This window comes from Streptomyces sp. NPDC047049, from assembly GCF_040643995.1.
GTDB classification, from domain to species: domain Bacteria; phylum Actinomycetota; class Actinomycetes; order Streptomycetales; family Streptomycetaceae; genus Streptomyces; species Streptomyces mooreae.
Genome location: NZ_JBEYVM010000017.1, coordinates 1 through 21,167 on the forward strand (window position 1 = coordinate 1; position 21,167 = coordinate 21,167).

The 21,167-nt window shown below is 72.9% G+C and carries 14 protein-coding genes; 3 read left to right on the plus strand and 11 right to left on the minus strand.

Annotated features, from left to right (window positions below; translation table 11 throughout):
- Positions 1–2,121: condensation domain-containing protein (locus ABZ851_RS28480; RefSeq protein ID WP_361133262.1), on the plus strand; the 2,121-nt coding region annotated here is incomplete at its 5' end.
- The gene (locus ABZ851_RS28485; RefSeq protein WP_361133265.1) at positions 2,121–7,808 is read left to right on the plus strand and encodes an amino acid adenylation domain-containing protein; all 5,688 of its coding nucleotides are present in this window, start codon (positions 2,121–2,123) and stop codon (positions 7,806–7,808) included. The genes ABZ851_RS28480 and ABZ851_RS28485, both read left to right, overlap by 1 nt.
- A 76-nt stretch (positions 7,809–7,884) precedes the next feature.
- Here ABZ851_RS28485 and ABZ851_RS28490 read toward each other — a convergent pair whose 3' ends face one another.
- The 4 genes from ABZ851_RS28490 to ABZ851_RS28505 form a co-directional block, all read right to left on the minus strand.
- Positions 7,885–10,353 (minus strand): BTAD domain-containing putative transcriptional regulator, encoded by a 2,469-nt coding sequence (locus ABZ851_RS28490; protein WP_361133268.1) that lies wholly within the window; start codon positions 10,351–10,353, stop codon positions 7,885–7,887.
- Between the two features lie 432 nt (positions 10,354–10,785).
- Complete coding sequence (locus tag ABZ851_RS28495; protein ID WP_311623245.1) at positions 10,786–11,487, minus strand: class I SAM-dependent methyltransferase; 702 nt, start codon at positions 11,485–11,487, stop codon at positions 10,786–10,788.
- A gap of 50 nt (positions 11,488–11,537) precedes the next feature.
- Positions 11,538–12,935, minus strand: a complete 1,398-nt coding sequence (locus tag ABZ851_RS28500) for an acyltransferase family protein (RefSeq protein ID WP_361133271.1) — start codon at positions 12,933–12,935, stop codon at positions 11,538–11,540.
- Positions 12,928–13,929, minus strand: coding sequence for an alpha/beta hydrolase (locus ABZ851_RS28505; protein WP_361133274.1), 1,002 nt, complete (start codon positions 13,927–13,929; stop codon positions 12,928–12,930). The genes ABZ851_RS28500 and ABZ851_RS28505 overlap by 8 nt, the downstream gene beginning before the upstream one ends.
- Before the next feature lie 348 nt (positions 13,930–14,277).
- On the opposite strand from ABZ851_RS28505, the gene ABZ851_RS28510 reads away from it, so the two are divergent.
- Entirely contained in the window at positions 14,278–14,622 is a 345-nt protein-coding gene (locus tag ABZ851_RS28510) for a hypothetical protein (RefSeq protein WP_361133277.1), read from the plus strand.
- 70 nt (positions 14,623–14,692) lie between these two features.
- On the opposite strand, the gene ABZ851_RS28515 is transcribed toward ABZ851_RS28510, so the two are convergent.
- The 7 genes from ABZ851_RS28515 to ABZ851_RS28545 all read right to left on the minus strand — a co-directional run bounded on the left by ABZ851_RS28515 (position 14,693) and on the right by ABZ851_RS28545 (position 21,072).
- On the minus strand, positions 14,693–15,508 hold the full coding sequence (locus ABZ851_RS28515; protein ID WP_361133280.1) for an ABC transporter permease: 816 nt from the start codon (positions 15,506–15,508) through the stop codon (positions 14,693–14,695).
- On the minus strand, positions 15,505–16,488 hold the full coding sequence (locus tag ABZ851_RS28520; protein ID WP_361133283.1) for an ATP-binding cassette domain-containing protein: 984 nt from the start codon (positions 16,486–16,488) through the stop codon (positions 15,505–15,507). Before ABZ851_RS28520 ends, ABZ851_RS28515 begins: the two co-directional genes overlap by 4 nt.
- A 94-nt stretch (positions 16,489–16,582) precedes the next feature.
- On the minus strand, positions 16,583–17,569 hold the full coding sequence (locus ABZ851_RS28525; protein WP_361133286.1) for a clavaminate synthase family protein: 987 nt from the start codon (positions 17,567–17,569) through the stop codon (positions 16,583–16,585).
- A gap of 80 nt (positions 17,570–17,649) precedes the next feature.
- On the minus strand, positions 17,650–17,868 hold the full coding sequence (locus ABZ851_RS28530; protein ID WP_088800672.1) for an MbtH family protein: 219 nt from the start codon (positions 17,866–17,868) through the stop codon (positions 17,650–17,652).
- Positions 17,869–17,928: 60 nt separating this feature from the next.
- The gene (gene sbnA, locus ABZ851_RS28535; protein WP_361133289.1) at positions 17,929–18,939 is read right to left on the minus strand and encodes a 2,3-diaminopropionate biosynthesis protein SbnA; all 1,011 of its coding nucleotides are present in this window, start codon (positions 18,937–18,939) and stop codon (positions 17,929–17,931) included.
- A gap of 42 nt (positions 18,940–18,981) precedes the next feature.
- Positions 18,982–20,016 carry a 2,3-diaminopropionate biosynthesis protein SbnB gene (gene sbnB / locus ABZ851_RS28540; RefSeq protein ID WP_361133292.1) on the minus strand — a complete coding sequence of 345 codons (1,035 nt, stop codon included), beginning with the start codon at positions 20,014–20,016 and terminating at the stop codon, positions 18,982–18,984.
- 33 nt (positions 20,017–20,049) lie between these two features.
- Complete coding sequence (locus ABZ851_RS28545) at positions 20,050–21,072, minus strand: TauD/TfdA family dioxygenase (RefSeq protein ID WP_361133295.1); 1,023 nt, start codon at positions 21,070–21,072, stop codon at positions 20,050–20,052.
- Between the last annotated feature and the right edge of the window lie 95 nt (positions 21,073–21,167).

The window sequence follows — 21,167 nt, forward strand, 5'->3', positions numbered from 1 at the left end:
ACCACCCACCACACCCTCGAATACCTCGGCCGCACCGACAACCAAGTCAAAATCCGCGGCTTCCGCATCGAACTCGGCGAAATCGAAACCACCCTGACCCAGGCCACCGGCGTCACCGACGCTCTGCTGATGGTGCGTCAGGACGGTCCGGCCGGGGCGCGGCTGATCGGTTACGTCACCGCTGACGCGCCCGCCCCCGACCCCGCCGGCCTCCGCGCCCACCTCGCCGCGAGCCTGCCGGACTACATGGTCCCGGCCGCCATCGTCGTCCTCGACCGCTGGCCCCTGACCCCCAACGGCAAGATCGACCGCAAGGCGCTGCCCGCGCCCGCCTTCACCGGCTCCGGCACCGCCGGACGTGCTCCCCGCACTCCCCGCGAAGAGGCCCTGACCGGTATCTACGCCGCCGTCCTCGGCCTCGACGCGGTCACCATCGACGACAGCTTCTTCGAGCTGGGGGGAGACAGCATCAGCTCGATGCGGGTGGTGTCCCAGGCCCGGGAGGAGGGGCTGACGCTGACGGTGCAGCAGGTCTTCCAGCACCGTACGGTCGCCGAGCTGGCCGCCGTGGCCACCGAGGTCACCGGGTCGTGGGCCACGGCGGACGACGGCGTGGGCACCTTCCCGATGACTCCGATCATGCACTGGCTGCGTGAGCTGGACGGCCCGGTGGCGGGCTTCAACCAGTCGGCCACGGTGCGTGTTCCGGCCGGTGTGGACCTGGAGCGGCTGACCACCTCGGTGCAGAGCTGGCTGGACCACCACGACATCCTGCGGCTGCGCATGACGACCGCCGAGGACGGTTCCTGGCAGCCGGCCGTGGCGGAGCGCGGAGCGGTGGCCGCGGGTGCGGTGCTGCGCCGGGTGGACATCGCCGGGCTGTCGCCGCGGGCGCGGGACGCCGCCATGGCCGACGAGGGCGAGCAGGCGCGGCTGCGGCTGTCCCCGGAGGGCGGCTCGGTGGTCCAGCTGGTCTGGTACGACGCCGGGTCCCGGGCGCCGGGGCTGCTGCAGATCGTGGCGCACCACCTTGCCGTGGACGGGGTGTCCTGGCGCATCCTGGTGCCGGATCTGGGCGAGGCCTGGGAGGCGGCGGCCGCCGGGCGCGCCCCGGCGTTCGCGCCGGTGGCCACCTCCTTCCGGGCGTGGGCGCGGCGGCTCGCCGAGGCCGCGCAGGAGCCTGCGTGGGAGGCCGGGCTGGACGTGTGGACGCGGGCCGCCACCGGTGGCGCTGACGGCTTCGCGGCGTGCGAAGCGCCATTGGGCGCACGGCAGTTGGATCCCCGTCGGGACACCGCGGAGACGGTGCGGATGCTGGAGCTGAGCCTGCCGCGCGAGCGCGCCGAGCCGCTGCTGACGGACGTTCCGGCGGCGTTCCACGCAAACGTCGGCGATGTGCTGTTGAGCGCGTTCGCCCTGGCGGTGCGCGAATGGCGGGGGCGCCGCGGCGAGGCGGCGGACGAGGTGCTGGTGGACCTGGAGGGGCACGGGCGCGAGGACATCGTGCCGGGTGCCGACCTGTCGGGCACGGTGGGCTGGTTCACCAGTCTCTACCCGGTGCGGCTGCCCCTGGCGGCAGCCGACTGGGCCGAGGTGCGGGCGGGCGGCCCGGCAGTCGGTGCCTCCCTCAAGCTGGTCAAGGAGCAGCTGCGGGCGCTGCCCGGCAACGGCGTCGGCCACGGCATGCTGCGCTACCTCAATCCGCGCCTCGGCCCCGTGCTCTCCGCGCATCCCGCTCCGCAGCTGGGGTTCAACTACCTCGGGCGGTTCGAGGCGACGGACGGGGCGGCCGGTGAGGGCCGGCCGTGGACGATGGTCAGCGGACTGCCCTCCCCCGCGCCGTGGGACGGCGGGATGCCGCTGGCGCATCCCGTCGAACTCAACGCGCTCACCGAAGACCTGGCCGACGGCCCGCGGCTGCGGGCCACCTGGACCTGGGCCGGCCACCTCCTGCCGGAGGAGGACGTCCGGGAGCTGGCCGAGCTGTGGTTCTCCGCCCTGGACGCCCTGACCGCCCATGCCCGGGGGGCCGGTGCCGGTGGCCACAGCCCTTCCGATCTCTCCCTCGGTCTTTCCCAGGCTGAGATCGACGAACTCGAAGCAGAACTGAGGATGCTCTGATGAACCGGCCCGCGCTCGAAGACGTGCTGCCGCTGACCCCGCTCCAGGAGGGAATGTTCTTTCACTCCCTCTACGACGATGACGCGGTGGACGTCTACAACACCCAGATGGTCCTCGATCTGGACGGCCCGCTGCGGCCGGACGTCCTCAAGACCGCCGCCGCGGCCCTGATCCGCCGCCACCCCAACCTCCGCGCCGGCTTCCGGCAGCGGCAGAACGGGCAGGCGATGCAGGTCATCCACCGCGAGGTGCCGCTGGCGTGGGAGGAGGCCGACCTCTCGGGCACTGACGGCGCGGAGGCCGAGGCGCGTCTGACGGAACTGCTCGCCGCCGACCGGATGCGCCGTTTCCCGCTCAGCCGGCCGCCGCTGATGCGCTTCACCCTGGTGCGGCTGGGCGCCGGGCGGCACCGGCTGGTGATGACCAGCCACCACATGCTGCTGGACGGCTGGTCCACCCCCGTGCTGATCCGTGAGCTGTTCACGCTGTACGAGGGCGGGGGCGACGACGCGGCGCTGCCCCGGCCCGTACCGCACCGCAGCTACTTCAGCTGGCTGGCGCAGAAGGACGACGCGGAGGCGGAGCGGGCCTGGCGGGACTCCCTGGCAGGGCTGGCGGGGCCGACGCTGGTGTTCCCCGCCGACCCGTCTCGGGTGCCGGGCATGCCGGCGCGGGTGACGACCTCGCTGTCCGCCGAGTTCGGCACGGCCCTGGAAACGCTGGTGCGCGACCGCGGGCTGACCGTCAATCATCTGGTCCAGGGTGCCTGGGCCATGGTGCTGGGCCGGCTCACCGGCCGGGACGACATGGTGTTCGGCACCCTGGTCTCCGGCCGCCCGCCGGAGATCCCCGGCATCGCGACGATGGTCGGGATGTTCATCAACACCATTCCGGTGCGGGTGCGCCTGGAGCCCGCGGAGTCGGTGCTCAAGAACATCGACCGGCTGCGCCACGAGCAGGCGGCGCTGCTGCCGCACCACCACCTGGGGCTGGGCCGCCTGCAGCGGATGGCCGGGCACGGCGACCTCTTCGACACCTTCATGGTGTTCGAGAACTACCCGGACGACGAGGCGGCCCGCCCGTCCTACGCGGGGGTCGGGGTCGAGGTGGCCGGCGGCCACGACGCCGCGCACTACCCGCTGCGGGTCATCGCGGGGCTGGCCGGGCGGCGGCTGGTGATCGAGCTGGAGTACCAGCCTGACCTGATCGACGAGGACGAGGCGGAGGCGGTGCTCACCGCGCTCGCCGATGTGCTGAAGGCCGTCGTGGCCGCTCCGGACGGCAGCGCCGGGGATGTGGAGTTCACCCTGCCGTCGTCGTTCCGTCGTGCCACCGCGTCGGCCGCCGAGGACGGCACCGGAGCGGCCGACGGGACGGACCCCGGGGACCACACCCCGGCCGGGCCGGGTGCCAGGGCCCCGCAGACGCCGGTGGAGGAAATCCTCTGCGGGCTGTTCGAGAAGGTGCTGGGGCAGCCCTGCCCCTCGGTGGACGAGAGCTTCTTCGCGCTGGGCGGCCAGTCGCTCACCGCGATCCGGCTGCTGAGCCAGGTACGGGCCGCCTTCGGGGTGGAGCTGTCGGTGCGTGCGGTCTTCGAGGCGCCGACGGTGGCCGGGCTGGCCGCGCAGCTGGCGCAGGCGGGTACGGCCCGGCCGCCGCTGGTGGCGGTGGAGCGTCCCGAGCTGGTGCCGATGTCCTACGCCCAGCGCGGCCTGTGGTTCGCCTTCCGGCTGGGCGGGCCCGGTGTGACGTACAACAACCCGCTGCCGCTGCGGCTCTCCGGCGATCTGGACCGGGCCGCGCTGGCCGCCGCGCTCGCGGACCTGGTGGAGCGGCACGAGGTGCTGCGCACCCGCTTCGCCGAGTTCGCGGGCGGGCCGTGCCAGGTCGTCATGAGCCCCCAGGAGGCGGACATCCGGCTGGAGTGCGTCGAGCTGGCGGGTGAGGGGGACCTGCCGGACGCGCTGGACGGGGCGGCGGGCCATGCCTTCGATCTGGCCACCGAGGCGCCTGTGCGGGCCACGCTCTTCCGGGTGTCCGAGCGTGAGCACGTGCTGTATCTGCTCACCCACCACATCGCCAGCGACGGCTGGTCGCTGGCCCCCCTGGTCCGCGACCTGTCCGCCGCCTACCGGTCCCGTACAGCAGGCCGGGCCCCGCGGTGGGAGCCGCTGCCGGTGCAGTACGCGGACTACGCGCTGTGGCAGCGGGAACTGCTGGGCGCCGAGTCGGTCCCCGACAGCGTGGCCGCGCGCCAACTCGGCTACTGGACCGAGAAGTTGTCGGGTGTGCCGGAACTTCTCCAGCTGCCCCTGGACCACCCGCGTCCGGCGGTGGCCGGCCGGCGCGGTGCCACCGTGCGCTTCACCCTGGACGCCGCCCTGCACACCCGGATCACCGAGCTGGCCCGGCAGTCGGACGTCACCGTGTTCATGGTCGTCCAGGCGGCGCTGGCCGCGCTGCTGACGCGGCTGGGCGCGGGCAGCGACATCCCGATCGGCGCGGTGCTGGCGGGGCGCACCGACGAGGCGCTGGACGACCTCATCGGGTTCTTCGTCAACACCCTGGTCCTGCGTACGGACGTGTCCGGCGACCCGGCCTTCCGCGAACTGCTCGCCCGGGTGCGGGAGACGGACCTGGGCGCCTACGCCCACCAGGACCTGCCCTTCGAGCGGATCGTGGAGGCCGTGAACCCCGGGCGCTCCCTCTCGCACGCCCCGCTCACCCAGGTCACCCTGGTCTTCCAGAACAACGAGCGCGGCTCGCTGGACCTGCCCGGGGTGCGGGTCTCCTTCGAGGGCGAGGCGACCGGCAACGCCCGGGTGGACCTCGCCTTCAACATGGGCGAGAACCACACCGGGGAGGGCGCGCCGGCCGGCATCGACGGCCTCGTGGAGTACGCCGCCGAGCTGTTCGAGCCGCACACCGTACAGCTGCTGGCCGACCGGCTGTGCAGGCTGCTGGAGAGCGCCACCGCCGACCCCGGCACCCCGGTCTCCGCGCTGGAGATCCTCTCCGCCGGCGAGCGGCGGGCGCTGCTGCAGAGCGACGGGCCCGCCGCGGGCGCGACGGCACCGGTGGGCACCTTCCCCGAGCTCTTCGAGGCGCAGGTGCGGCGCACCCCCGGGCGGCCCGCGGTGGAGTCCGCGGACACCACCGTGACCTACGCCGAGCTCAACGAGCGGGCCAACCGCCTGGCCCGGCAGCTGGTCGCCCGGGGCGCCGGCCCCGAGAGCTATGTCGCGGTGGCGCTGCCCCGCTCGGCACAGATGCTGGAGGGCATGCTCGCCGTCATGAAGGCCGGGGCGGGCTATCTGCCGCTGGACCCGGACTATCCGGCCGAGCGGCTGGCGGCGATGCTGGCGGACAGTGCGCCCGCGCTGCTGCTGACCACCACGGAGCTGGCGGGCCGGCTGCCGCAGCCCGGGGGCCTCGACGTGCTGCTGGTCGACGAGGCGGCCACCGCCGCCGAACGGGCCGCGCTGCCCGGGGCGGACCTGGAGGACGCCGACCGCCGGGCCCCGCTGCGGGTCGCCCACCCCGCCTATGTCATCTTCACCTCGGGCTCCACCGGCCGCCCCAAGGGCGTGGTGGTCAGCCATACCGGGATCGGCGCGCTGGCCGCCCATCAGCTGGCCCACTACGGGGTGCGGCCCGAGAGCCGGGTGCTGCAGTGCGCCTCGCCCAGCTTCGATGTGTCGGTGGCGGAGTTCTGCCTGGCCCTGCTGTCCGGCGCGTGCCTGGTCGTCCCCGCCGACACCCCGGCCGGACCGCGGCTCGCCGCGTTCCTCGCCGAGCGGCGGGTCACCCACCTGCTCATCGTCCCCTCGGCGCTGGCGCAGGTGCCGCGGACCGAGCTTCCCGAGCTGCACACCGTGATCACCGGCGCGGAACCGCTCTCCCCCGAGCTGGCCGGGTTCTGGGGCCGCGACCGGCTGCTGGTCAACGCGTACGGCCCCACCGAGGGCACCTGTGACGTGAGCTTCGCGCGGCGTCTGGTCCCCGACGCGGCCGCGGCGTCGGTCATCGGCCGGCCCATCGACGGCAACCGGATGTACGTCCTGGACAAGGCGCTGCGGCCGGTACCGGCGGGCGTCGAGGGCGAGTTGTACCTCTCCGGCGGCGGGCTGGCGCGCGGCTACCTGGACCGTCCCGGCATGACCGCGGAGCGCTTCGTCGCCGATCCGTACGGCGCGCCGGGCGCCCGGATGTACCGCACCGGCGACCTGGCGGCATGGAACGCCGACGGGCAGCTGCAGTTCCGCGGCCGCGCCGACACCCAGGTCAAGGTCCGCGGATTCCGTGTGGAGCTGGGCGAGGTGGAGGCCGTGGTCGCGGCCTGCGCCGGGGTCGAGCGGGCCGTGGTGATGGTCCGCGAGGACCGTCCCGGCGACCAGCGGCTCGTGGCCTACGTCGAACCCGCTCGTGAGCAAGGGGAGTTGGCGGTGCGCGCGCTGCGCTCCGAGGTCGCCGAGCAGCTGCCCGCCTATATGGTGCCGGGCGCCTTCGTCATCGTGGACGAGTGGCCGCTGACCCCCAACGCCAAGCTGGACCACCGGGCGCTGCCCGCGCCCGCGCAGCCCGCCACCGGCGCGTACCGGCCGCCGCGCACACCGCAGGAGGAGCTGGTCTGCCGGCTGTTCGGCGACGTGCTCGGCGTGGAGCGGGTCGGCGTGGACGACAGCTTCTTCGAGCTCGGTGGGCACTCCCTGCTCGCCACCCGGCTGACGCACCGGCTCGGGCAGGCCCTGGGCCGCCCGCTGGAACTGCGGGACATCTTCGCCGCGCCCACACCGGCCCGGCTGTGCGAACAGCTCGACGGTGACGGCGGCGGCGCCTTCGAGGTGATCCTGCCGCTGCGCACCTCCGGCAGCGCGGCCCCGCTGTTCTGCGTCCACCCCATCGCCGGCCTCAGCTGGCGCTACTCGACGCTGCTGAGCGCCCTCAGCGCCGATCACCCGGTGTACGCGGTGCAGGCCAGGGGCCTGGACGGGACGGAGCCGCTGCCCGCTTCCATGGACGAGCTGGCCGCGGACTACGCCCGGCAGATCCGCGCGGTACAGCCCGAGGGCCCGTACCACCTGCTGGGCTGGTCGCTGGGAGGCATCATGGCGCAGGCCGTGGCCACCGCGCTGGAGGCGGACGGGCAGGAGATCGGGCTGCTGGCGGTGCTGGACACCTCGCCGCCCGAGCCCGGCAGCCAGGGGACCGGGACGCGCGAGGAGATCCTCGCCCAGATGTACGAGGGGTACGGCAAGATCTACGGCGTTCCGGAGGGTGCACCCGAGGAGCCGACCGCGGACCACATGCGTGCCCAGATCGTCGAGTGGTACGGGGAGGGCAGCAGCGAGCTGCGCTACCTGGGCCCCGGACACCGGGCCGCCGCACTGGAGATCAGCATCAACAACGCCTACCTGGCGGCGGAGCGGCGGCCGGATGTGCTGCGCGCGGACCTGCTGCTGGTGCTTGCCACCCGCAAGCGCCTGGAGGCCGTGGTCCCCGAGGCGTGGGAGGAGTTCCTGGCGGGCCGGATGGAGATCGTCGAGGTGGACTGCGAGCACGCCCAGATGATGGATCCGGGCCCCGCCGAGCAGATCGCGCGGATTGTCGCGCCGCGGATCGGACGGGCGCCGGGGGCCGCCGCGCGCACCGGAGGAGCGGCCGGTGCGGTTTCCTCGCTCGCTTGAGGTCACCGGGGCGTGGCAGGGGGCGGCCCCACGACGGGCCGCCCCCGTGGGCGAACGGTGCGACGGCGCCGGCCCGTCAGGCGATCGCCAGGGACTGGAGCAGCAGGGCGGAAGCACTGTCGACCAGCCCGGCGGCCCCACGGGCCTCCCCCGTGCCGAGCGCGGCAGGCGGCTGCCCGGGGCGGCCCACTGCGGGGAGCAGGTCGTCCCCGACCCGGTCGAGCGCGGCCATCCCGCACAGGGCCAGCGCCCGGCCGTAGGTCTCGCCGAGGTCGGTGAAGAGGCGGAACGCGGTCCTGAGCAGGTTCTTGGCGCGATCGTAGCGGTGCCGGCGCATCTCCACCGAGGCCAGCTCCAGGGTCATGGCCGCCTCACCGCGGCGGTTCCCGGCCCGCCGCACGGCCACCAGCGCGCTCTCGGTGACCGCCCGCCAGTCGTCGCAGGCGTTCCGGGCCTCGAAGAGTGCCGCGGTGGACATCACCAGTTCCCAGGCGAGTTCGTCCGCGCCGAGCCGGGAGAGCTGCCGTACCACGGCGACCACCGAGGCCCGCTCGGCGTCGAACCAGGCGAGCGGGGACTCCAGCAGCCCCCTGGCCAGGGCCGGTTCGAGGGGGCGGCGCGGGGTGGTACCGACCAGCACGGTGAAGCCGTCGCCGAACTCCCGCCGGTGCGCCTCGTCGGCGAGGGTGAGCCAGCCCTGCCAGGCACGCTCACGGGCCGCCCGCCGCTCCCGCTCCGGCTCCTCCGCCCGCGCCCGCTCCCGCGCGTACAGCTTCAGCAGGCTGTGGAAGCCGTAGCGGACGGCGCCGGCGTCGTCGATACCGACGACGGTGAGCAGGTTGATATCTACCAGCTGCTCGATGAGCTTTTCGGCCTCGGTGGTGGGCAGGTCGAGCAGGGCGCCACCGACCCAGGCGGCGAAGTCCGGCACGTCCAGCAGGGACAGCCTGCGGAACATCCGGGCCAGGTCCACGGGCAGGGCGCGGTAGGTGGCGGCGAAGACGGAGCGCATCTCCAGGCCGCCCGCGCTGAGTTCGTCCAGCCGCCGCGGCTCCTCGGCGAGGCGGTCGACCAGGTGGCGGACGGACCAGTGCGGCTTGGCGGCCAGGCGGGTGGCGGCGATCCGCAGCGCCAGGGGCAGGCCGTCGCACAGGGCGCACAGGGTGTCCACGGCCGCGAGGTCGGCGGCCCCGCGCGCCTCGCCCGCGATCCGGCGGACCAGCGCGGACGCCTCCTGGGCGGGCATCAGGCCGAGGGGGATGTGGAGCATGCCGTGGAGCGCCGCCATGTGCTCCTGCTGCTCCCTGCTGGTCACCACGACACGGCTGCGGCCGCTGCCGGGCAGCAGCGACTGGACCTGGTCGACGGTGCGGACGTTGTCCAGCAGCACCAGGACGCGGCGCTCGGCGAGCAGCGTGCGGTGGAGCGAGATCCGTTCCCCGGGGTCGTCGGGGATCTGTTCGCCGGGCAGGCCCAGGGACCGCAGCAGGCGCCCGAGCACGGCGTGCGCGGTGGCGGGACCCGGCCCCCGCTCGTGTGCGGAGACGTCCACATGGAGCTGCCCGTCGGGGAAGCGCGCGGCGACGCGGTGCGCCCAGTGCACCACGAGGCTGGTCTTGCCGGCACCGGCCATACCCGTGACGAAGCCGGTGGCCGGCGCCGTCCCGGGCGCGTCGTCGGCCAGCAGGGCGTCCAGCCGCCGCAGCTCCGCCTCCCGGCCGGTGAAGGCGGGCACGTCCGGCGGGAGTTCGGCCGGTACGGTCCGGGCGGCCGGTGCCGCCGCCGGGCGCTCGGTCTCCTCGGGACGGTCCGGTCCCGGCTCGTCGCGCAGGATGGCGTGGTGCAGCTGCTGGATCGACAGGCTCGGCTCCAGGCCCAGCTCCTCGACGAGCTCGTTCCGCCAGACGCGGAAGCCCTCGGCGGCCTCGACCCGCCGCCCGGACCGGAACTGGGCCAGCATCAGGTTGTGCCGGAACTGTTCGTGCTGGGGGTAGTCGTTCACCACGGCGGACAGCACCGGGATGAGTTCTTGGTGACGGCCGAGTTCGAGTTCGACGCCGGTCCATGCCTCGTACGCCGCCAGCCGCTTGGCCTCCAGGCGCGTCTCCGCGTCCTCGGCGAGCTGCCCGCCCACACCGATCAGCGGCCGGCCGCTCCAGAGGTCCAGGGCCTGCTGGTAGAGCCGGCTGGCGTCCTCCAGAGCGCCTTTGCGGACCCTGTCGCCCCCTTCGGCCACCAGCTTCTCGAACTCGCGGACGTCGAGGGAGCTGCACTCGGTGTTCAGGCGGTATCCGGGGTGGGCGGTCACGATCACCGGGGCCTGATGCCCGGCGGCCCTGAACGCCTTGCGCAGGGCGCCCACGCAGATGGCCACTTGGGTGCGTGCCGAGGCCGGCGGCTCATCGCCCCAGACCGCGTCGATCAGCGCGTCGACGGATACCACTCGTCCCCAGGCCAGGGCCAGTGCGGCCACGATGACCCGCTGCCGGGGCCCTCCGATGGCGACGGCCTGGTCGCCGACTCTCGCCGACAGCGACCCCAGCAAGGTAAATGCAACCCAGTCAGCCTGTGACCGCTCCCCCACGGCATACCCCCCATGCCTCCAGCCGCACCGAACGTACGGCCGAGTCACCTTAGAGCAGAATCTGCGCCAAGATCGCGGGAGTGGCCGAAATGTTTCGCTGATCCCACCTTTAGGCGGGTAAAACGGAACACACATTCCGCCAGGTACACAGTGGTCGTCACCACGCGAATCGTCGCCGGTCGACGCCGGGGCCCGGTATGGGATGGTTGTGGCGCGCGGCAGATCTGTCCGGATCTGACCGGAGGTTGACTCTTTCTTGACGTCTCCGTCCCTCGGTACGGCCGTAGTGGCCGGAAACCTCTGTGCGCCTCCGGGAGGGCGGCGCCCCGCCCCGCGCCGCACGGGCGGCGCGGGGCGCGGGGGATGGGCGCCGCAGGGAGGTGGACCAGGGGGTTACAGGCTGGGCAGGTCGAAGAAGATCATGGGGTTGTGCCGGCTGTCGCGCACCGGCTCGTCCAGCCCGAGGCCCTTCTTGATCTCGGCTATCTCCGCGTACTCCGCCGGGGACTTGGCCGGGGACGGCGTGAAGAACTCCACGTTGTTCTCCGCCAGCCACTTGACGATGACGGAGCCCTCGCTGAACGGCTTGGGACGGCGCCCGTGGTAGACGTCGTGCACGCTGGTGGGCGTGCCGCCGGGCACGGCCGGGAACAGGTTCTCTATGTACCAGCGGGCGAAGCGCGCACCGTGGTCGGCGTCGATGAAGAGGTAGTCGACATCCTGCGGAACGCTGTCCAGGTTCTCGCGGACATCGCCCTTGGTGAAGGTCCACTGGCCGGTCAGTTCACCCGGCACGTTGCGCACCACGTGGTCCACGATGTCGAACGAGTACAGATGGCCGGTGCCGTTGTCGCGCAGCGCGCTCAGCTGCCAGATGGTGGACCAGCCGTAGAAGGTGCCGATCTCCACCACCTTCGCGGGCCGCAGCTCCCGCAGCCGCATGTAGGAGATCTCCGCCTCCACGTCGTCCAGCTGAGCCTTCATGGCCTTGCCGCGCTCCCTCAGGAGACTGCGCTGGGCGTCCTTGACCTTCCGCAAGTCGGCCTCGTACTTGGTGTACAGGGTGCGCAGCGAATCGAGAGAGAGTGCTTCCATTGCTCCTCCAAGGGATACCGGAAGGGCCACTCCGGCCGCTTCCGTGACGTTCAGACGGGCCGGCCCGATGGCGTGCGAGCGGTACGCCCGCGCCCGGTCCGGGACGTGTTCTCCGTCTCCCGGAAAGCGATGCACAGCACCACGAGCACGATCGCGAATACCGGTACCCAGCCGATGCGGGCCAGCGCCCACAGCGGGTGATCGGGATTGGTGTGCAATCCGAACAACGGCCGCCCCGTTGCGAGGGAGGTCACCGTGACCGTGAGCATGGCCGTCTGATGCCAGAGAAAGATCGTGATCGCCGAAAGGTTTATCACGGTCACTCCTGCCCAGGCGAATTGCCCCGGACGGGCCCGCAGTTCCTTCCCCGGCACCGCGGGCGAGGCCAGGGGTGAGGGCCTTCCCACCAGACGCCGCAGCGGACCGCACAGCAGCATCGCGGCACCGCACTGGGCCAGACCGAAGGTGACGGCGGCCAGGGTGAGGGGGTTGAGGTTGGAGATCTGCGAACCGGGGACGCCGACCATGCTCGCGGGGTAGCCGCACCACAGGACCAGCCCTGCCGTGCTCACGGCACCGGCGGCCAGCAGCACGACGGCGGACCGGCGCCGGGCGAAGCCGCCCGCGGCCCAGGCCGCGCCCAGGGCGAAGGGGACCAACCAGCCCGCGAGGACGTTGCCTTGACGGGCCGCGTCGACCCAGCCGACGTCGCCGAACGCCATCCGGGCGCCGTCCGTCGCCGCCACATAGCCGCCGCCCAGGACCGCCGCCGTCGCGCCCGCCCGGCGCACCAGCGGGGTGAGGGCCGTCAGCAGGGCGAAGACCAGCAGGAACCAGAGCGGGGAGAGCACGAGGTTGAGGAGGGTGTGGATCGTCTCGTGGGCGGTATCGGCCACAACCAGTCCGGCCAGCACCAGCAGCCACATCCCCAGCAGGGCGCCCACCGGTCCGGCCAGCCGGCGCAGCCGCTGCCGCAGCCAGGCACCGTAGCCGACACCGCGCGCCCGCGCGGAGTCGTAGCCCTGGGCCGCGACCCGCCCGCCGACGAGGAAGAAGACCGCCAGCGGCTGGAGTACCCACGACAGCGGGGTCAGCCCGGGCATATGGGCCAGCGGGCTGTCGCCCAGCAGATGGCCGTCCGCGCGCAGTGCCACCGCGCTGACCAGCCAGTGCCCCAGCACCACACCGGTGACCGCCAGGACCCGCAGCACGTCGAGGGCCCGGTCCCGCCCGTCCGGGGTGGCCGCGTCGATCCGCAGGACCGCCGCGTGCAGCCGGTCGAGGGCCGTGCGGGCCGGGGACGTACGGGCGGGGGCGGTGGCCGGTTTGGTGACGGTGGCCGGTTTGGCGTCGGTGGCCGGTTTGGCGTCGGTGGCCGGTTTGGCGTCGGTGGCCGGCTGCGTCCGTGGAGCCGGTCGCACCGTGGCGCGCGTCCGGAGGTCAGCCATGGGACACCTCCGCACCGCGGCCGAGACCGATCATCGCGAGGTTGCGCACGGCGAGACCGCCGGGCTTGAAGTAGTCGCTGTGGCCGCCTGGGCCCGCGTCGAAGGCACGGGCCCCGAAGGTGCGGCTGACCGGGTCCGTACCGAACCCGATCGTCGCGCCGGGGACGCTGACGCTGGTGTGCGGCACACCGGCGATCCAGTCCTGCGCGCCCCGGCCCGCCCACACCGGCACCCGCACGGCCAGGTCGGAGACGGACCGAAGGCCCGTACCGGGGCTGCCGACGACGGCGATCCCGGCGAGGTTGTCCATCGGGGCGGCCGCGTTCGCCGGGCTCGCGACGGCACTGCCGCAGACCGCCGAGCCGTAGGAGTGGCACAGGAGGGTGACCGGCGCGGCTGGGTTGACCTTCTTCAATTCCCCGAGGAACGCGCGCAGTTGGCTGCCGCCCGCCCGGGCGCGGGCGGTGGTGACCACATCCCGGCTGAGGGTGCGCGGGGCGTGGTAGCCGAGCCAGCCCACCACGGCGACATCGGTGTCCGGCGCGAGCCGTCGCATCTCCGCCCGCACCGCACGGGCCCCGCCGGCCAGCGCGGCCTGGCGGGTGCCCAGCTCATCGAAGGTGTCGATGGTGGTGTCCGAACCGGGCACCACCACGACCACCCGGTCCGCATGCGCCAGGTCGCCCAGCACCTCCACGGCCAGGCCGTCGTCGCGGGTGGCGAAGGAGAGGAACGTCCGTCCGTGCGCGGCGAGTTGAGCCAGATGCCCGGCCCTGGAGCTGTCGCCCATCCGGCGCGCGGCGCGCTCGGACCGCTCGATGAAGTCGTGGTTCGCCTGGTACCGCGCGGCCAGGGTGTCCGCCCGGACGGCGGGCAGCCGCGGCGGGGCGGGCATACCGCCGGCCGCCGAGCCGGAGGCAGCGGCGACGGAGAAGACCATCGCGCCGGCGGCGACGCACACCGCGAACGCGCGGCGCACCACGGATGCTCGCACGAGACCCGCCTTCCTGCTCACTTCGTTGACGGTCAAGACGGTATTTCGCGCGCCCTCTTCGCGCGTCACCCTCAAGAGCTCACTGCACGGGTAGCTCTCAGGTATGACGGGGGCTTTCCTCAGGGGCCGGTGGCGGCAGTAGCCCCTTCCCCGGAACGGGTCTCCTCCCCCGGGCCCGACCGGGCTCTCCCCGCCCCGCCTCCCCCACTGCGTCATGCCAACTCACCTACCAATGGGGCGACTTGGCGACAATCGCGAAATAACGTGGAAATAACGGTGCTGACTACGGTGGCGAGCGGTCTCGGATTCCCGAGTGCTCAAGCCGACCGATCAGCCGAAGGAAAACCCATGCGCAAGAATCTCTTCCGCGCTCCCGTCCTTGCCGCCCTGTCCGCGGCCGCGCTGCTCGCGGGCAGCGGCGCCGCGCAGGCGGCGACCGGCGTCATAGACGTCCATATGTACAAGGGCGAACGGAACGTCTCCAACCCGGAGAACGGCAAGTGCTACAACGTCTCCAACGGGTACAACGACGGCCGGCTCCTGGTCACCAACAAGACCGACCGCAAGGTCAAGGTCTTCGTCGGCACCGACTGCCAGGGGACGGCGGACGCCGTGGTCGAGCCGGGCGCGACGTACCGGGCCAGCGAGAGCTGGGGGATGCTCTTCTACATCCGCAGCGTCCAGGCCGTCTGAGCCGCATCCGGCAAGGGCCGGTGGAAGGCGGCTGATGCCCCTTCCACCGGCCCTTGGCAGCACGTCACCGTCAGGCGCGCGTCCGGTACTTCGCCACGCACAGCGGTGTGAAGACCGCGATGAATCCGGCGCTCCACGCCACGGCCATCGTCGCCGAGTGGGCGACCGGGCCGCCGACCAGCAGATTGCGGGCGGCGTCCACGACCATGGTCATCGGGTTGTTCTCGACGAAGACCCGGAGCCAGGACGGCATGGTGTCCGGGGCGACGAAGATGGAACTGCCGAACTGCAGCGGCACCATCGCCAGCGTGCTCACGCTCTGCACGGTCTCCATCCCCCGTGCGGCCAGGCCGATGAACGCCTGCAGCAGGCACAGGGCGACCCCGTACAGCAGCAGCACACCGACCGCGGCGACCGTGGCGGCGACGGAGGTGTGCACCCGGAAGCCGATCAGGAAGCCGAAGGCCAGGACCATCAGCAGGCCGGCCAGGACGCGGACCGCGTCGGCGAGGATACGGCCGATGAGCACCGCCGAGCGGGCCACCGGCATCGACCGGTAGCGGTCCATCACCCCGCTGGCGAAGTCCATGTTCAGGGCGATGCCCGAGGTACGGCAGGTGGTGGTGAGGGTCAGCGCCATGATGCCGGGCATCAGGTACTGACGGTACTGCGCGCTGTCTCCGGCGATCGCGCCGCCGAAGCCGTAGATGAAGACCAGCGACAGCGTCACCGGCATCAGGGTGGCGTCGATGATCTGGCCCGGACTGGCCGCCGCCTTGCGCAGGTTGCGGCGGGCGAGCGCCAGTGAGTGGCGTACCAGCGGGCGCATTCCCCGCCCCTGGGCGGCCCGTGTCGCGATGCCCCGGGCGATGGTCGGTGAACTCATGCCGCGCTCCTCGCCGCCAGTGCTCCGGCCTGCGCCCGCGGGGCCCGGCCGGCCCCGGTCAGCGTCAGGAATACCTCGTCCAGGCTGGGCATGTGCACCGTCAGCCCGGAGAGCGGGATACCGGTCTGCCCCACCGCCTTGACGACCTCGCTCAGCTGGGCGCCGTCGCCGGACAGCGGCAGCCGGATCTGCCCGGTCTCCTCGTCGGGCGCGGCGGTGGGGTGCCCCTGGATCTCCAGGGCCCGCCGCAGCGCGGCCGCGTCCCCCACCTGCTCGGGCCGGACGCACAGCACCTGGCCGCCCAGGCGCGAGCGCAGCTCCTCGGTCCGGCCGCGGGCGATGACCTGGCCGCGGTCGATGACGACCAGCGAGTCGGCCAGCGCCTCGGCCTCCTCCATGTACTGGGTGGTGAGCAGCACCGTGGTGCCCTGGCCGGCCAGCCGGCGTACCTCGGCCCACAGGGCGTTGCGGCTGTGCGGGTCGAGTCCGGTGGTCGGCTCGTCCAGGCACAGCACCCGGGGGTCGCCCACCAAGCTGGCGGCCAGGTCGAGGCGGCGGCGCATGCCGCCGGAGTAGCCGCCGACGGGCCGCGTGCCGGCCTCGGTGAGGCCGAAGCGCTCCAGCATCTCGTCGGCCCGCGCCCTGGCGGTGCGGCGGGGGAGGTTGAACAGCCGGGAGATGACGTAGAGGTTCTCCCGGCCGGAGATGTCCTCGTCCACCGAGGCGTACTGGCCGGTGAGCCCGATCAGCGCGCGGACCTCGCGGGCCTGGCGCACCACATCGTGGCCGCACACCAGGGCCCGCCCGCTGTCGGGCTTGATCAGGGTGGAGACCATTTTGACCGTGGTGGTCTTGCCCGCACCATTGGGGCCGAGCAGTCCGAGCACATGGCCGGCGGGCACCTCGAGGCTCACCCCCCTGACCACCGGCTTGCCGCCGTAGCTCTTGGCCAGATCCTCGATCAGGATGGCAGGAGTCATGAGGTCCTGGTTCTTTCCGTAGTGGTTCACGCCGGCCGCCCGCCGCCTGCCGCTCGCGGCGGGCGGCAGGCGGCGGGCGGTGCCGGGCGGCTGCTCAGTCGAGGACGTAGCCGTCCTGCACCCGCAGGCCGCGGGAGCGGCGCAGGTCGTTGAGGACGAAGGTGCGCTGCAGCCAGCGGTCCTTGCCGTCGTAGCGCGGGATGAAGGCCGAACGGCCGTGCGTGGTGATGCGGTTGTCGACGATCGCCAGGTCGCCGGGGGCGAGCACGGTGCTCAGGGAGGTCCGGTCGAACGCGTCCTGGAGTTCGGCCATCGCCTGGGCCGCTCGCGGGGTGAGCGGTTCGGTGGCGGCGAAGTCGACGCACAGGTCGGGGTCGTCGGGCGCGCCGGTCAGGACCGGCTGCGGCTCGGTGTGCCCGCCGTCCGAACCGCCGAAGGACGGCGGCGGGGCGGTACGGAACTCCGCGCTGCGCAGGACCTCCTGGGTCTGCTCGCTCAGCAGTGGCAGTGCCGCCCGGATGCCCGCGGTGCGCAGTCCGGCGACCCTCTCGTGGTCGGCGCGCAGGCACAGCAGCATGACGTAGTCGGGCCGGTGCGGGTGGAAGGCGTTCTCGGTGTGGAAGGTCAGCAGGACCGAGCCGGCGTTGCCCTGGAAGTCCTCCTTGCCGGGGACCGGGACCACGTCCTGGACCAGCGCGCCGGTCTTCTCCGGGCGGAACGCCGCGGGGTCGCCGAGTCCGCAGGCGACCATCATCAGGACCGCCGCGGAGATGCTGGCCTCCTGCTGCACCGAGTGGGCGGTGGACGGGGTGGCGGGCAGGGTCGCGCCGCCCACGGGCAGGCCGCGGATCAGCAGGACGCCGCTGGGGCCGGAGTCCCTGCGGAACTCGCCCAGCGGGGCGCGCAGCCCGGAGGGCAGCTCGTTCCACTCCCTGCGGGCGGCGGCGACCCACTCGTGGCTGTCGACCTTGCCGTCCGCGGCCCCGCGCAGCCGTCGGGCGACCACATCGGTCTGCGTGGCGTCGTCGCCCGCTATCGTCACGACCGTCGCCTGTGCGCCGGTCTCCAGTACCACAGTCATCGAGCTTCACCTTCTGGTGGAACGTGTATGTGTACGGGCCCTGACGGCTGCCGTCGCGGGCCGGCGGCGGCGTGGCGCGGTCAGCCGGTGCCCTCCATGGCGCGGACCAGGCTCAGCGGGCGCATGTCGGTCCACTGCTCGGAGATGAAGGCGAGGATTTCCTCGCGGCTGCCCTCCTCGCGGGCGGCGCGCCAGCCGGCCGGCACATCGGCGAAGACGGGCCACAGGGAGTACTGGCCCTCGTCGTTGATGAGGGCGAGGTAGCGGGCGTCGTTGTCCTCGAACGGGTTGGTGCTCATTGTCGTGCGCCTCTTTCCGGGTTCTTGTGGTGCTCGGCTGTCGCGGGGCGGGCGGCCCGGCTAGGACAGCGAGGTCAAGGGGAGGGATGCGGGCCCGGCGTCGGCGACGGCCTCGGCATCGAGCACGCCGGGGCCGTAGACGCCCTGCGCCCAGTTGGTGAGATAGACGGTGTCCAGGTAGCGCTCCCCCAGGTCGGGAGCGATCGCCACGGCTTCGCGCCGCTCGCCGCCGGCATGCCGGGCCAGCCAGCGGGCGGCACCGCTGACCACCGTTCCGGTGGAGCCGCCGAACAGGAAGCCGCGGGCGGCGAGCCGGTGGCACATGCGGAGGGTGTCGGGCTCGGGCACCATCACCACGTCGTCGATGAAGGACTCGTCCAGCAGCGGCGGCCGCACTCCGGTGCCCAGGCCGGGGATCATGCGGGGCGCCGGCGGGTGGCCGAAGGTGACCGAGCCGACGCTGTCCACGGCGACCACGCGGACGGCGGGGCGGTGCTCCTTGAACCAGCGGGCGCAGCCCATCAGCGTTCCGGTGGTGCCGGCGCCGACGAACAGGACGTCCAGGCCGGGGTGGCTGCGGGCGACGGCGGGCGCGGTGTGGCGGTGGTGGGCCTGCCAGTTGGCGTGGTTGGTGTACTGGTTGAGCCAGACGTACCGCTCGTCCTGCTCGCACAGCGCCTGGACGTGTGCGATGCGCGCGGCCAGGAATCCGCCCTCGTGCGCCGGCTCGGTGACGGTGTGCACCACGGCGCCGAAGGCCTCCATCAGCCGCTTGGAGGCGAGGTTGCAGCGCGAGTCGGTGACACAGACAAGGCCGTATCCCTTGCTGGCCGCGATGACGCTGAGGGCGACGCCCAGATTCCCGGAGGAGGACTCCACCAGGATCGATCCGGGGGTGAGCGCCCCCGACTCCTCCGCCGCCTCCACCATGGCGACGGCGGCCTTCTGCTTGACGGAGCCGGTGAAGTTGAACCCCTCGCACTTCAGGTGCAGCGGGATGCCGAGCACCGCGTCGAGGTCGACGTACAGGTCTTCCTCGTTGAACTCGTGGGGGGCCGAAATGATCGGCACGAGACCTCCCTGCCTGGCCGGACGTTGATGCGGTGGACTGCGTCAGCCGTAGCGCTGCATCTCATGGAAGAAGTCGTCGACGACGTTCAGCTGCCCCAGGGCGCGGACCGCGTCGTAGACGTGCTTGCCGAGTGCGAGATCAAGGACGCCCAGGCCGAAGGGGGAGAAGAACACCGGGCGGTCGGCGGCCGGGCGCAGCTTCCCGGTCAGCACGTCGTGGAGCGTGCCGTGCACGAAGTCGCGGTGGCCCAGCTGCTGTTCGGCCAGGTGGAGAGAGGTGTTGGCCTTCAGGCAGTGCTCGACGTCGTCGACGATGTTGGTGCCGGTCAGCACGACCTCGGGCGCGAGGTCGCGCAACGAGACGTGCAGCACCAGCGGGTTGTGGGCGAACAGGCCCGGGTCGGTGACGTGCGGGGTGCCGGCGATGGTGGCGAAGACGACCAGGTCCGAGGAGCGGATCAGGTCCTCGGGGGTGTCGTGGACGGTGATGCTGCCGGTTTCGCCGGACTGGTCGAGGTACGCGGTGAAACCGCCCGCGTGCTCGGCGGACAGGTCGTGCACGCCGACCTCGTCGAAGGTCCAGCCGGTCTCGCGCAGCAGTCGGTGGATGAAGCGGGCGATGAGGCCGACGCCGAAGAAGCCGATCCGGGCCGGGCGGGTGCGGGTGGCGCCGATCCGGTCGGCGGCCAGCGCGGCGGAGGCGGCGGTGCGCACCGCGCTGATGATGGAGCTCTCCAGGCAGGCGAACGGGTAGCCGGTCTCGTGGTCGTTGAGGATGAGGACGGCGGACGCCCGGGGGATGCCGGCCGCCACGTTCTCCGGGAAGCTGGAGATCCACTTCACTCCGTCGGTGCGCACCCGGCCGCCGATGGAGGCGGGCAGCGCGATGATGCGCGAGGAGGGCTTCTCGGGGAAGCGCAGGAAGTACGAGGGCGGGTTGACGGTGTCGCCCTCACCGTGCAGGCGGTAGGCGGTCTCGATCAGGTCCACCACCTCCTGGCCGCGGCCGTCGAGAACCTGGCTGACCTGTGAGCCGGGTATCACCGCGAAGGAGGGCGCCGGGTGCTGCTGGGACATGAAGAACTCCGTGGAGAAGTGCGGGGTGGACGGTCAGACGGCCGTGGGGCGGGCGGGTACGTCGGTGCGTACGTGGCCGGTGAGGCGCACCGGGTCACCGAAGAGCGCCACGACCTCGCGGTCGCCCTGGTACGCCTCGCGGCTGTGCGCCATCCGCAGGTTGTCGACGACCAGCAGGTCGCCGGTCTGCCAGGGTTCCCGTGACGTGGCCGCGGTGTAGGCGGCGTTGATGGTCTCGATGACGTCCTCGGTGATGGCCTCGCCGTCGCCGAAGCGGGTGTTGAAGGGCAGCGCGCCCGGGCCGTAGAAGGAGGTCAGGTACTCCCGGACGGCCGGGTCCAGGGTCAGCTCGTTGAGGAAGGCGATCTGGTTGAACCACAGGCGCTCGCCGGTGACGGGGTGGGCCACCACCGCGGCACGCCGCTGGCGGGTGCGCAGCGCGCCGTCCGCCAGCCACTCGTGCGCGATGGCGTGTCCCGCGCAGTATGCGTCCGCCTCGGCCCGGTCCTCGGAGCCGAAGGCTTCGAGCCGGCTGACGCCCACCTCGCGGTAGTCGCGGTCCAGCAGCCAGCCCTCGCGCTCGAAGCGCTCGACGAGGCCGGCGGGCAGGGTGCGCAGCAGCGTCCGGGCGTCGGCGACCGCGGTGGCGCCGCCGGCGGCGGGCGCGGTCAGGCAGCCGAAGAGGGCGAGCGAGGGCACCTCGACGGCGTAGCTCAACTCGTGGTGCATACACATCGGTTCGTCGGCCGGCCACTGGGAGGCGGAGTAGACGCCGTCGCCGTGGTCGGTGCGGCTGGTGAAGCCCTCGCGCTCGGTCATCGCCGTCACACCGAGCCACCGCGCGGCCCGCGCCAGGTCCGCGGGGGCCTTCAGGCCGAGGCCCCGTACGAGCAGGGCGCCGTGCCGGGCGACCAGGTCCCTGACCGCCGGGCCGGACAGCGTCTCGAAGTCCGCGCCGGGGACCTCCAGCAGGGGGGTGCGCCCCGCGTCGAGGGTCGGCTCGCGGCCGTCGGGGAGTGCCGCGCCGGCCGTGGTGCCGTCGGTCGTGACCGTCATCGGGTTGCCTTTCTGGGCGGTCTGGCGGCGTACGGGCGGGCCGGCCGGTACGCAGGAGGAGGAGGAGGAGGAGGTGGGTCCGGCCGCCGGGGCGG

Bases quoted from the DNA above. Each gene is read 5' to 3' on its own strand.
- ABZ851_RS28495 (WP_311623245.1), bottom strand. From the start codon at position 11,487: ATGGAAGCACTCTCTCTCGATTCGCTGCGCACCCTGTACACCAAGTAC.
- ABZ851_RS28500 (WP_361133271.1), bottom strand. From the start codon at position 12,935: ATGGCTGACCTCCGGACGCGCGCCACGGTGCGACCGGCTCCACGGACG.
- ABZ851_RS28525 (WP_361133286.1), bottom strand. From the start codon at position 17,569: ATGACTGTGGTACTGGAGACCGGCGCACAGGCGACGGTCGTGACGATA.
- ABZ851_RS28485 (WP_361133265.1), top strand. From the start codon at position 2,121: ATGAACCGGCCCGCGCTCGAAGACGTGCTGCCGCTGACCCCGCTCCAG.
- ABZ851_RS28545 (WP_361133295.1), bottom strand. From the start codon at position 21,072: ATGACGGTCACGACCGACGGCACCACGGCCGGCGCGGCACTCCCCGAC.
- ABZ851_RS28520 (WP_361133283.1), bottom strand. From the start codon at position 16,488: ATGACTCCTGCCATCCTGATCGAGGATCTGGCCAAGAGCTACGGCGGC.
- ABZ851_RS28530 (WP_088800672.1), bottom strand. From the start codon at position 17,868: ATGAGCACCAACCCGTTCGAGGACAACGACGCCCGCTACCTCGCCCTC.
- sbnB (WP_361133292.1), bottom strand. From the start codon at position 20,016: ATGTCCCAGCAGCACCCGGCGCCCTCCTTCGCGGTGATACCCGGCTCA.
- ABZ851_RS28515 (WP_361133280.1), bottom strand. From the start codon at position 15,508: ATGAGTTCACCGACCATCGCCCGGGGCATCGCGACACGGGCCGCCCAG.
- ABZ851_RS28510 (WP_361133277.1), top strand. From the start codon at position 14,278: ATGCGCAAGAATCTCTTCCGCGCTCCCGTCCTTGCCGCCCTGTCCGCG.